We start from the raw sequence: 12947 nt of genomic DNA on the forward strand, positions 1-12947 counted from the left end.
CGCCTGGAACCTGCAAGACGATCGGTGGTGCTTTCTCCACCGTTTCCGTCACGCACCTAACCTTCGGCGATCCCACGCAATTTAGGAAGTCGAAATCTGCCCCGATTTCAGTCTCGGTGAACCCAATCTTAGCATCGAGCCCCTCGTCCATTTACGGCACAGTTGTGCCATGAGATGGAGCAGCAGGATTGGCCGGCAAGATCTGCCGGTCTTCACATTGCGATTGGCGGGCGGTTTTTCATATCCGCCCGCCATATCAACGCTTATTCGAACTTTTCTGTCGTATCGGCCTTGCCCTTCACCCAGTAGCCGGATGCCTTGATCCAGCTCAGCGGATAGCCACGCTCTTCGACGAGATAGGCGCGCAGCGCCCGCGTCACCGAGGCCTCGGCGGCAATCCAGACGAAGGTGCCGGGCGCCAGCTCGATTGACCGGAGAACGGCCAGCAGCGCCGACGCGTCGGTCGCTTGCGACAAAGGCCGATACGCCCAATGGGTTTTCAGTTGGGCATCGGTCTGAAAGACCTGATGTTCGGCGCCATCCGCAACCGCGACGATCGCCGTGACGTGTACATCGCCACCCGTCTCCTCGATGCGGCGGCCGATTGCCGGCAAAGCCGTCTCGTCGCCGATGAGCAGCCAGTTCTTGATGTCGCTGGAAATGACTGCGGATCCGCGGGGACCACCGATCTCCAGCCTATCGCCGAGACGAGCATCGAGCGCCCATTGGGTAACGGGTCCTGCTTCATGAATGGCAAAATCGATGATCAGCGTGCGAGCGTCGTTATCGTAACGGCGAGGCGTGTAGTCGCGCCGTTCCATCTCCTCGCCTGCGCCGGCGACGAAGATCTTGATGTGATCGTCAGGCGCCAGGCTGACGAAATCGGCAAGGTCTTCACCAGCAAGCTCGATGCGCAGCATGCCCGGCGTGATCTTTTCAAGACTGGAGACGGTGAGGGAGCGCCGCTTCAACTCATGACGCACGCGCTCGATCTTCGGAGCCGAGCTATTCGGATTTGATGTTTGGGGGTTATCCATCTGTACCCTTTCGAGGCTCTCGAACCTCGATCTGCAGGACACAGCCGCGCAGATCGAAGCCGCAAAGCCGTCCGATCATACGCGTTGAGTGACGTTAACGCTTACGTGGCCGGACATAACCAGGCCAATTGGGGCCTTCTATAGAAGAAGAATTCTCATCTCGCAACAAAAGATGATAATTTGAGACAAGATTTTATTACGGCGAGTTGATCTAACGGCCTGATCATTTCATGGACAGGCCGGCACGGCTCTTTCGAACCGTGCCAACCGCATTGACTACTGAAGAGCCTTTTCCATCACCCGTACCAGACGCTCGGCAAAAGCGCGCGGATCGGCCGGCTTGTCGCCATCGAGCACACGCGCCTGGTCGAGGAGCAGGAATGCCGCATCGTCACGCAGCGACGGTGCATCGATCTTGGCGGCGATCGCCTTGACGACAGGGTGATCCATGTTGACTTCCAGGATCGGCTTGGCACCAGACTGCAAGCGGCCGGCGCCCTGCAGGATCTTTTCGAGTTGGCGGTCGTAACCCTGCTCGGAGGCGACGAGGCAGACGGCGCTTTCGATCAGGCGATCGGATGCGCGCACGTCGGATACTTCATCGGCAAGCTTTTCCTTGGCGAAATCGATGAAGGCCTGCACTTCGGCAGGAGCGCTCGTGCTTTCCGCCTTGTCCTCCTCCAGCTTCTTGAATTGCGCGAGATCGGCGGAACCCTGGGTGATCGACTTGAAGCTCTTGCCTTCGAACTCAGGCGCATTCATCACCCAGAAGCTGTCGACGGAATCCGACAACAGCAGCACTTCGATGCCACGGGCGCGGAAGCCTTCGAGCTGCGGCGAAGCCTTCAGCTGTTCCAGGCTGCCGCCAACGAGATAATAGACCGCCTCCTGACCTTCCTTGCCATCCTTGACGTAATCAGCAAGCGAACGATAGCCCTCGCCGGAGGCCGTCGTGCGGAAGCGTGACAGCGCCAGCAATTGCGAGCGCCGCTCGAAGTCCTCGTGGATGCCTTCCTTGATCAGACTACCGAAGTTTTCCCAGAGCTTCAGGAAAGCATCCTGGTCGCTTTCGGCCAGCTTCTCGATCGCCGTGATGATGCGGTTGGTGACACCCTTGCGGATTGCCGACAGGATCGCGCTTTCCTGGATCATCTCGCGCGAAACGTTGAGCGGCAGGTCGTTCGTATCGACAAGGCCGCGCACGAAACGCAGGTAGCGCGGCAGCAATTCCGCCTCGTCGGTAATGAAGACCCGCTTCACATAAAGCTTCATGCGGCCCTTGCGATCCGGATCGAAGAGATCGAACGGCTGCGAGCCGGGCACGAAGGCAAGCGCCGAATATTCATGGCGGCCTTCGGCGCGGAAATGAACCGTCAGGGCCGGCTCGTCATATTGGCCGGACATACCGCGATAGAAATCGGTATATTCTTCGCTGGTGATGTCGTTCTTCGACTTGGTCCAGAGCGCCGTGCCGTCGGTCAGCTGCGTGGCTTCGTCACCCGGCTTTTCGGCGATCTTGATCGGCACCGGCACATGGCCGGATTGCTCCTTGACGATGCGCTCGACACTCCAGCGCGATGCATAGTTCTTGGCGTCGTCCATCAAATGCAGCGTGATGCGCGTACCACGGGCGGGCGCCTCGGCCGCATCGATCGGAGCGACGCTGTAGCCGCCCTTGCCGTCCGACGACCAGATCCATGCATCGTCGGCACCGGCGCGGCGGGAGACGACATCAACCCGGTCGGCAACCATGAAACAGGAATAGAAGCCGACACCGAACTGGCCGATGAGCTGGGCGCCCTCGCCCTGCTTCTGGGCCTCGATGCGTTCCATGAAGGCGCGCGTGCCCGAGCGGGCGATCGTACCGAGCGCTTCGATCATTTCCTCGCGGCTCATCCCGATGCCGTTATCCTCGACGATGAGCTTGTTGGCATCGGCGTAGAGCGTCAACAGGATGCGGCTTTCGGGGTCCTTGGCCAGCAGCGCCGGTGCGGCGATCGCTTCATAGCGCAGCTTCTCGCAGGCATCGGCCGCATTCGAGATCAACTCGCGCAGGAAGACGTCCTTGTCCGAATAAACCGAGTGAACCATCATGTGCAGAAGGCGGGCAACGTCAGCCTCAAAGACGTGGCTCTCGGCGGTATGTTCTGCGGTGGTGGCTGTCATATGCGTCTAGTCTCCTGGGAATAACAAATGTCGCGCCGGACAGGTGGCGGAAGACGAGGCAAATTTCAAGCGGACGTTGTTGCCTCATTGCATGATGGCGGGAGATTTCCGTCGCATCAGTCCAATTTTTCAGCCGCGAAATCAGTCCATCCGCACAGCCTGCGACCCTTAAACAAGCCATCTTGCCATCCAAAGTCGGGAACTATAAAGCCCGCAATCGCCGGATTGCCAGCGGCACAGCTCTGCTATAATAACTTGAGTTTGATCTGAAGGATTATCGCACGGAGCAACATCGGAAGCTGCAAATGACGTTTCAGCCCAGAATGCAAAACAAGATCGGCGGCTTTTCCGTCATTGGTGGCGTTCATCGCCGCCAATGGAACGGCATCGTCGCCGATATATGGAACGTCAATTGCGCGGCGCAGGCTGGCGGATACTATGTTGCCCAGGATCCAAGGCTGTTTATCCTGCTCGATCAACGCGGTTCCGGAGCGACAAACGTCCGGCTGTCGCCACGCGCACAGGCCCGCCCGCAAGATTATGATCACGGCAGGATCTCCTACATCCCTGGCGGCATGGAGCTCTGGGCCGATCTCACCGGCATCGAATTCGTGCGCCATCTCGACATCCATTTCGACGCCGCGATCATCGGCCAAAGGCTGATGGAAGACATCGATCCCGCACGGATCGACCATCCGCGACTGCACTTCAGCGATCCACGCCTGATCGCGCTTGCCGAGCTGATCGCCGCCGAATGCGAGAACCCCGAGCCGCTCCACGATCTCTATGGCGATGGCCTGACGCTCTCGCTGCTGATCGATGTGCTGCAATTGCGTGCGCCGCAGCCGCGTCGGCGCAGCGCGCTCGCCGCTTGGCAGCTCCGCCGCGCCGTCGATTACATCGAGGAGAATTGCGTTCGCAACATTCGGCTCGAAGAACTGGCCTCGCTCACCGGCCTGTCGCAATCGCACTTCAGCCACGCCTTCAAGGCGTCGACCGGCCTGCCGCCGCATCAATGGCAGACGCAAGCGAGGATCGAGCGGGCCAAGCACCTGTTGTTGAAGAGCGAGATGCCGCTGACCACGGTTGCCGTCGAAACCGGCTTTGCCGATCAGGCGCATTTCACCCGCGTTTTCCGCAAGAATGTCGGCGCGGCTCCGGCCAACTGGAAACGCAGCATGCTTGCCTGAAAACCACAGTTCGCGAGCAATTGCATGCACCGCGGAGAATTGCCCAAAAACGTACAATTTTCCCAGTAACGGACAAGCGCCGCCGTTAAATATGAGTTAACTGCTCATCTTATTGAGGGATCGGCCGCCCTGGTCGAGCAGGCGTAAAATCGGGACAGATGACGGAAATGCTGGGATTGAAGCAAGACGTATCACGGGCGTGGATATTGGCGACGGGCGTAGCCATTACCGCATTGCTGGCTGGTTCGCAGGTAGCGGCACAGGAAAAGGCCACGGAATTGCAGCCGCTGGTCATTCAAGGCGGCGGCGGCTCGCAGCAGAAGGGTGAAGATAGCGGCACTGCTCCGGTCAAGGGCTACGTCGCCAAGAAAACAACCTCCGGTTCGAAATCCGACACGCCGATCACCGAAGTCCCGCAATCCGTCTCCGTCATCGGCCAGCAGGAAATGCAGGATCGCGGCATCACCAACAAGGTCGATGAAGCCCTGCGCTATACGCCGGGCGTCACCACGCAGCCTTTCGGCAATGACGGCGATACCGACTGGTTCTATATTCGCGGCTTCGACGCGACGCAGAGCGGCGTCTTCATGAACGGCTTGACGCTCTACAGCTACGGTTTCGGCGGCTTCCAGATCGATCCTTACATGCTCGAGCGCGTCGAGGTCCTGAAGGGACCTGCCTCCGTGCTTTACGGCGGCGCCAATCCGGGCGGCCTGGTCAACATGGTCCGCAAGGAGCCGACCGACACTCCGCAATATTCCACCGAGATCGGCATCAACAATCTCGGCAACGCTTTCGTCGGCTTCGATTTCTCCGACAAGCTCTCGGCCGATGGCGTCTTTCGCTACCGCGTGACCGGCAAGATCGCCGGCGGCGATACCTATAGCGACGGCACGCACGACCTGCGTGGCTTCATCATGCCGCAGGTGACAATCTCTCCCGACGAATCCACCAAGCTCACCGTTTTCGGCATGCTGAGCGGCCTCGATGAGATCCACAGCGGCAACGGCTTCTTCCCCTATGTCGGCACCGTGGTCGACGCACCTTTCGGCAAGATCAAGCGCGATGCCTTCTATGGCGAACGCAGCATCGACAACCTGAAATACGCCCAGCAGATGCTCGGCTACGAGTTTTCGCATGACTTCGACGGCGGCTGGACCGTGTCGCAGAACGCGCGCTACGGCCATCTCTACAAGCGCGAGGAAGGCCCGTATCTGAACGGCTATGTGGACGGCAATCCACTCAGCCCAGGCTATAACGACCCGAATTACATGCTGAACCGCATCGGATTCTTCGAGCGCTCGAAGGTGGACACCTTCTCCGTCGACACCCGCGCAGAGAACAAGTTCGATACCGGCCCCATCAGCCACGACTTCCTGATCGGCACCGATTATTCGATCTACCGCCTCGACCAGATCCAGTCCTGCTGCGGCTCCAATCCGATCAGCGCCACCAACCCGGTCTATGGCACACCGCAGGGAACCAACTTCGTCTACCTCAATCAGGTCATGACGCAGCAGCAACTCGGCATCTATACCCAGGACCAGATGCGCTTCGGCGACGGCTGGCTGGTAACACTCAACGGCCGTTACGACTTCGTCGATACCGATTCCGACTCCAAGGTCGGCACGAGTTACAAGTCGAACGAAAATGCGCCGAGCGGCCGTGCGGGCCTCGCATACGAGTTCTCCAACGGCATCACGCCCTATGTCAGCGCCGGCACTTTCTTCAATCCGCTGATCGGCACCAGCGTCACCGGCGGCGGGCTGACACCTGAAAAGGGTGAGCAATACGAAGCCGGCGTCAAGTACCAGCCTGACTTTATCGACGGCCTGTTCACCGCCTCCATCTTCCAGATCGACCGAAAGAACATGGCGCTGACCGATCCGACGACCTTCCTGCAGCGCCAGATCGGCGAGGTCCGTTCGCGCGGCGTCGAATTCGAAGGCAAGGTCAATCTCGACGACAACTGGAAGGTGCTTGGTTCCTATTCCTATACGGATTTGGAAGTCATCAAGGATCTGAATACCGCCATCATCGGCAATTCGCCCTACCTCGTGCCAAACTCGACCGCCTCGCTCTGGCTCGACTACGCCTTCACCAGCGAAGCGCTTGACGGCCTCAGCATCGGTGCCGGCGTACGCTACCAGGGCAAGTCGTGGGCAGATCAGGCCAACACGCTGCGCGTACCTTCCGCAACACTGTTCGACGCCGGCATTCGTTACGAGAAGAAGGGCTGGGGCGCGTCGCTCAACGTCGCCAACCTGTTCGACAAGGACTATGTCTCGGGTTGCGCGGGAGAGAACGTCTGCGGCTATGGCGAAGCACGCACGGTCACCTTCAAGCTCACCAAGAAATGGTAAGTTGAGATTAAAAGTATACTTTTGTTCTCGATCATGGCAAAGAGCCGGGGATTGCCAAATGGCAATCCCCTTACCCGTTTGAAACCAAAGGCGTCGTGATGAAGACGGCTGGACAGCTACAGCGAATTTTCCCCGTCGATATGGACGTGCTTTCCCGCCTGCCGCGTTGCGAAACCATCAGCTATCTTCCATGACTGCGCGACGCGAACATACTCTATCACGCCGGCAATTGCTGGCGACGGTTGCAGCCGGCGCGGTTGCCGGTTTTGCGCCGGCGCAGGCAGCAACGAGCCCGCGCGTCGCGACGCTCGATTGGGCGATCCTCGAAACCCTGTTCGCCATTAATGCCAACGTCGTCGCCGGGACCGAGCTTTTGCAGTTCAGGGACGTCGCGGTCACGCCTCAGGTGCCTCCCGGCGTCGCCGATCTTGGCCTGCGCGGCACCCCGAATTTCGAAGTCCTCTACACCACCAAGCCCGACCTGATCTTCAACTCCAATTTCTATGCCTGGGCCGATGAACGCTTGCGCCTGATCGCGCCGGTGGAGAGCCATGCCGTCTATCAGCCGGGCGGTAGCCCCTATCAGCTCTCCGAGCAAATGACCCTCGCGCTGGGTGATCGGCTTGGGCTGACCGCCGGCCGGGCGCTGGTCGATGCCACGCGAGCAAAGCTCGAAACCTATCGCAGCCAGTTCAGCAAAGGCGACCGTCGGCCGATCCTGCTGATCAACCTCGGTGATGCCAGGCACTTCCGCGTCTTCGGCTCCGACAGCATGTTCGGCGAAGTTCTCACCCGCACCGGCCTCACCAATGCCTGGCCTGATCTTACCAGCTATTCGGCGACTGCCCCGGTCGGGATCGAACGTCTGGCCGCTATGCCGGAAGCATGGATCGTGCTGATCCCGCCGCATCCGGTGGATGCCTTTGCCGAGCTGCAGCAAAGCGCCTTCTGGAAGGCGTTGCCACCGGTGCAGGCCGGCCGTGTACTCCTGCTCGGCTCGATCAACCCCTATGGCGCATTGCCGGCAGCCGGACGTTTTGCCGATCTCCTTGCAGGAGGGCTCTCCCATGCATGGAACGGTTGAGCGGCCAGGCATCGTCAGACGCAGACCGCTGGGCCTAAACAGCCTCGTCCTTGGCCTTGCCTGCATCCTCGCCTTCACTCTGCTGGTCGCCCTGCGTCCACAGCTCACTCCGGATTTGACCGGTGCGGCGGTTCTCAATCGCATCCTGCTTGTCGACAGCCTGTTGCCGCGCTCGGCCATCGCGCTCATCGCGGGCGCAGCTCTCGGCCTATCCGGCGCGCTGCTGCAGAGGGTTCTGCGCAACCCCATCGCCGACGCATCGACACTCGGGATCGCCGCCGGCGCGCAACTGGCGATGACGATCACCATCGGCTTTTTCCCGCTTCTGGTCGGCTTGCCACGCGAGATCGCGGCGTTTGCCGGCGGACTAGCGGCTGTCCTGATCGTGCTGGCGCTGAGCTGGCGCCGTGGTCTTGATCCGGTGACAGTAGCGCTTTGCGGCATGATGGTGACATTGGTCGCCTCGGCACTCAGCGTGACCATCATTCTTGCGCGCGGCGAATATGCCATGTCGATCTTCATCTGGGGTGCCGGCGCCCTGAACCAGCAAAGCTGGGATGGCATCATCACACTTGCCCCGCGCCTCGCCATAGGCTTCATCGCCGCTGCCGTGCTGATCCGTCCGCTTGCTATCATGAGCCTAGACGACACGAGCGCGAAGAGCCTCGGGCTCGGCCTCCACAGCACGCGCTTCGCCATTCTGGCGCTTGCAGTCTGGCTCTCGGCCTCGGTGACGGCTGAGGTCGGGATCATCGGCTTTCTCGGGCTTGCCGCACCACATCTCGCCCGGTTTTGCGGCGCACGCCGCACCGGCCAGCTGTTGATCGCCGCACCGTTTGCCGGGGCCGGCCTACTGTTCCTCACGGATTGCGCGGTACAATTGCTCTCGCCCGGCTTTTCCGACCTTGCGCCGACCGGTGCGGCAACGGCGCTCCTCGGCGGCCCGCTGCTGCTTCTGCTTTTGCCACGGCTGCGTTCCGTCAGCGCGCTTCACACCCAAAGCGCGCCGCGGGTAAGGCAAAATCTAGCCAAGCCGCACCGAACACTGGCCCTCCTCGCCGTCGCTTTCATTCTCCTGCTCCTGTGGGCGCTGTCGGTCGGTCGCGGCATGGATGGCTGGCATGTGGCAATTGGCAGCCAATTCTCAGAGCTTCTGCCGTTCCGCCTGCCGAGGACCGTAGTCGCCGGTGCAGCCGGCGCGATGCTCGCGGCCGCCGGCTTCATCATGCAGCGCCTCACGGGCAATCCGCTCGCCAGCCCCGAAGTGCTCGGCGTCAGCGCCGGTGGCGGCGCGGGCCTGACGGTGGCCCTGTTCCTGTTCGCCTTCCCCTCGCCTGCGATCATGATCACCGCCATGACGCTCGGCGCGCTCATTGCCTTCCTCGTGATGTTGACGATCAGCGCGCGTGGCGGCTTCGGGCCGGAACGGCTGCTGCTCTCGGGAATTGCGATCGGCGCGCTATCGATGGCGATCGTTACCGTCGTTCTCGCCCGTGGCGACCTGCGCGGCTATCTGCTGCTGACCTGGCTGTCGGGCTCCACCAATCGCGCCGGGTCTTTTGAAGCCTGGACAGGGGTCATTTCGGCCGCCATCCTCATTCCGCTGCTGCCACTATTGCGGCGATGGTTCGACATTCTGCCGATGGGCGGTGGCGTCGCACGTTCGGTCGGCCTATCGGTTGCGATAAGCCGGTTCGTTCTGGCGGTGCTGGCCGCCCTCTTGACCGCCATTCCCTCTTATCTCGTCGGCCCTCTGAGCCTGACGGGACTGATCGCGCCGCATCTCGCCCGTCTGATCGGGTTTCGCAGCACCCCCCATCAGCTGATCGCCAGCGTAGTGCTCGGTGCGATGCTACTGACCATCGCCGACTGGCTGTCGCGAATGGTGATTTTTCCCTACGAGGTGCCGGTTGGCCTTTTTGCGGCCCTGATCGGCGGCCCGTATCTCATCTGGTTCCTGACCCGCAAGGAGACAAAGCAATGATGCATGCAAGGGACTTCACAGCGTCCGGCGTTGCCACCCCACATCAGGATGCCGGTCAGTTGCTGGAGCAATTCTGCGGGCGTTTTGCCGAGCACGTCAAAGTCACACGAAGCCCATCCGGCGCTTGCCTGGAGACCGTCATCGGCAGTGCCGACATTGCTATCTCCGAAAATCGCCTCGACATCAAACTGCGCTGCCCGACGGCGGCGATGCTTTTCACCGTGCGCAGCATGGTGGCCGAAAACCTTTTCGAACTGTCTGCCGGCAATGCACTCGATCTCACCTGGGCCGATGGACCTCAGCCTTCGGTCATTCCGAACCTTCGCGAGATTACCGTCGTCAACGCCTATAACGTTACCCCGCATATGCGCCGCGTTGTGGTCGCGACCGATGACGTCAGGCATTTCTCCGAAGGTGGCATGCATGCCCGCCTCCTCATTCCGCCGAAGGGCCGCGAGCCGGTCTGGCCGCATACGGAGCCGGACGGCCGCATCCATTGGCCCAAGGGCGATGACGCGCTGACCATCCGCGCCTATACGATCCGCAGCATCGATCTTGTTCGCGGCCAGATGAACATCGACTTCGTCGTGCATGAAGGCGATGACGTCCCCGGCGCAACATGGGCGTTGAAGGCCCAGCCCGGCGACCGCGCGGCTCTTATCGGCCCCGGCGGCGGCGGCGTTCCTGCGGCGCGCAAGCTCATTCTGGCCGGCGACGAAACGGCCCTGCCCGCTATTGCCCGCATCGCCGCCGCCGTGCCCGCCGAAGCTGATCTGCGCATTTTCCTGGAGGTCGCCGACAGGCTTGAGGAGCAGCCTTTGACCTCCAGTGCGCCGATGAACATCACCTGGCTTCACCGCAACGGTGCCGATGCGGGAACGACGGATACGCTCGAGCGCATCCTGAAAGACATCGTGCCATCAGCCGATCCCGAAACCTTTGTCTGGGCTGCCTGCGAGCAGCAGCAAGCCCGCACCATCCGCGCCTTCATGAAAGGCGAGATGGCCAGAGATGCGGGCACCTTCAGCATTGCCGCTTATTGGCAGCGCTGAAAGATGCATACCCTCGAATAGTCATATCGCATAATATTTAGGCATATTACATTTCGCCTAATATTTTAGCGCATGGCTTGCCCGTTTTGCTGCATTGCGTCATAAAGGCGCAATGAGCCGTCTCGATCTGACCATTCTTGTGATCGATGAGAACACCATCCGCGCCTCGATCATCGAAGAGGGCCTGCGGGAGGCTGGGCACGAGCGCGTGACCGTCATCCATGAAGTCCATGGCGTGGCACGCACCATTGATACGCTGCGGCCGGACGTCATCATCATCGATCTCGAAAACCCCAACCGCGACATGATGGAGCATCTTTTCCAGCTGACGCGGACTGTGGGGCGCCCGATCGCCATGTTCGTCGACCGCTCCGACACGGCCTCGATCGAGGCAGCGGTCGATGCCGGTGTCTCCGCCTATATCGTTGATGGCCTCAGAAAAGAGCGGGTGAAGCCGATCCTCGACATGGCTGTCAGCCGCTTCAACGCCTTCAGCCGGCTGCAGCGGGAACTCGCGGATGCCAAGTCGGCCCTTGAGGAGCGTAAGATCGTCGAGCGCGCCAAGGGTATTTTGATGAAGATGCGCGGCCTGTCGGAAGAAGAGGCCTTCGCCCTGCTTCGGCAAACGGCGATGAACGAAAAGAAGAAGATGTCCGACATCGCACAAAGCGTGGTGACGGCAGCGGGGTTGCTGATGTGATCGCGCATTGCCTTATCTCGTCCACCCGTAAAGGGGAGACATCGGAGTGAACATGAGAGCGCAAGACGGCAGTAAGCTGGCCGCACCTTTGCGTACCAATGGCGAAGGCCCGCGCACGCTGCGCGCCGGCTTTATTCCGCTGGTCGACGCATCCGTACTGATCGCCGCGGCAGAATTCGGTTTTGCCCGCAAGGAAGGCATCACGCTCGATCTCGTCAGGGACGTGTCCTGGGCAAATGTCCGCGACCGCCTCGCCTTCCGCCAATTCGACATCGCCCACATGCTCTCGCCGATGCCGGTCGCCGCGATGCTGGGGCTGGGGTCGAACCCGTCACCGACGATTACGCCTTTTTCACTCGGTCGCGGCGGTAGCGCCATCACCCTGTCGACACGGCTGTTCGACCGCATGAGCAACGAGGCCGGCCTTTCCGACCACGCAAGTGCGTTGGAGAATTCAACCGCCTTGGCCAAGGTCGTGGGAGCGATGAAGGAGCGTGGCGCGCAGCCGCCGACGCTCGGCATGACCTATCCGTTCTCGTCGCATAACTACGAATTCCGCTATTGGCTGGCAGCTGGCGGCATCGATCCGGATCGGGACGTGAAGCTCGTCGTCGTGCCGCCGCCACTGACGTCAGACGCGCTAGCGGCAGGTGCCATCGACGGCTTCTGCGTCGGCGCACCATGGAACATGGTCGCATCCGAGCGTGGCGTCGGCCGCATCGTCGCCGCCAAGCAGGATATCTGGCCTTCCGGACCGGAAAAGGTGATCGGCATGCGTCCAGAATGGGCCGAAAGCCACCCCGAGACCGTGTCACGCCTGATCGTGGCACTGGATGCCGCCGCACGCTGGTGCGATCATGCGGAAAACCATACCGCCCTTGCCGAGGCGCTGGCCGATCAGCGCTATATCGCCGCCCCCGTCGAGATCATCCGCCATGTGCTGGCGGGGGAATTCAACCTCGATGCCAAGGGTCACCGCCGCGTGATCGATCGATATTTCAGCTTCCATGGCGGCTTTGCCAATTATCCGCGCCCGAGCCAGGCTCTTTGGATTCTCAGCCAGATGGTGCGCTGGGGCCAGACCGCTCTCTCCGAGCAGAATATGAAGATGGCAGCCTCCGCCTACCGCTCCGATCTCTATCGGCTGGCGCTAGGAAACGAGGCATCGCCTGATGATGCCGATATACGCATCGAAGGTGACAAGGACGGCGATCGATTCATGGACGGCCACGTCTTCGACCCTGTAGACATGGCAGGTTATGTTGCCGGCTTCGCAGTGAAGGCGAAGACTGTCGGGCCAGCTTCCAGCGACGAAATCTGACGCCTCAATACGCTGCGTTGCACAAAATCGACGCAACCAGCAAAGCCCGG

Annotated in this window: 9 protein-coding genes; 7 read left to right on the forward strand and 2 right to left on the reverse strand. The window is 60.9% G+C overall.

All coding sequences use genetic code 11. The features are described from left to right. Positions 1–263: 263 nt before the first annotated feature. Positions 264–1037, reverse strand: coding sequence for a siderophore-interacting protein (locus ACQZ6F_RS04020; protein WP_449092748.1), 774 nt, complete (start codon positions 1035–1037; stop codon positions 264–266). 276 nt (positions 1038–1313) lie between these two features. After that, positions 1314–3203, reverse strand: coding sequence for a molecular chaperone HtpG (htpG, locus tag ACQZ6F_RS04025; protein ID WP_449092749.1), 1890 nt, complete (start codon positions 3201–3203; stop codon positions 1314–1316). Positions 3204–3508: 305 nt separating this feature from the next. On the opposite strand from htpG, the gene ACQZ6F_RS04030 reads away from it, so the two are divergent. The 7 genes from ACQZ6F_RS04030 (at position 3509) to ACQZ6F_RS04060 (ending at position 12897) form a co-directional block, all read left to right on the forward strand. Beyond that, entirely contained in the window at positions 3509–4393 is an 885-nt protein-coding gene (locus ACQZ6F_RS04030) for a helix-turn-helix domain-containing protein (RefSeq protein ID WP_449092750.1), read from the forward strand. Positions 4394–4560: 167 nt separating this feature from the next. Further along, positions 4561–6756, forward strand: a complete 2196-nt coding sequence (locus tag ACQZ6F_RS04035) for a TonB-dependent siderophore receptor (protein ID WP_449093131.1) — start codon at positions 4561–4563, stop codon at positions 6754–6756. A 190-nt stretch (positions 6757–6946) separates the two neighbouring features. Continuing rightward, complete coding sequence (locus ACQZ6F_RS04040) at positions 6947–7840, forward strand: ABC transporter substrate-binding protein (RefSeq protein WP_449092751.1); 894 nt, start codon at positions 6947–6949, stop codon at positions 7838–7840. Continuing rightward, entirely contained in the window at positions 7824–9824 is a 2001-nt protein-coding gene (gene fhuB / locus ACQZ6F_RS04045) for a Fe(3+)-hydroxamate ABC transporter permease FhuB (RefSeq protein WP_449092752.1), read from the forward strand. The genes ACQZ6F_RS04040 and fhuB overlap by 17 nt, the downstream gene beginning before the upstream one ends. Beyond that, positions 9821–10876 (forward strand): DUF2218 domain-containing protein, encoded by a 1056-nt coding sequence (locus tag ACQZ6F_RS04050; protein WP_449092753.1) that lies wholly within the window; start codon positions 9821–9823, stop codon positions 10874–10876. Before fhuB ends, ACQZ6F_RS04050 begins: the two co-directional genes overlap by 4 nt. Before the next feature lie 112 nt (positions 10877–10988). Continuing rightward, positions 10989–11576, forward strand: coding sequence for an ANTAR domain-containing response regulator (locus ACQZ6F_RS04055; protein ID WP_449092754.1), 588 nt, complete (start codon positions 10989–10991; stop codon positions 11574–11576). Positions 11577–11628: 52 nt separating this feature from the next. Continuing rightward, positions 11629–12897 carry a CmpA/NrtA family ABC transporter substrate-binding protein gene (locus ACQZ6F_RS04060; protein ID WP_449092755.1) on the forward strand — a complete coding sequence of 423 codons (1269 nt, stop codon included), beginning with the start codon at positions 11629–11631 and terminating at the stop codon, positions 12895–12897. Positions 12898–12947: the final 50 nt, after the last annotated feature.

Source organism: Rhizobium sp. A22-96 (assembly GCF_053521805.1).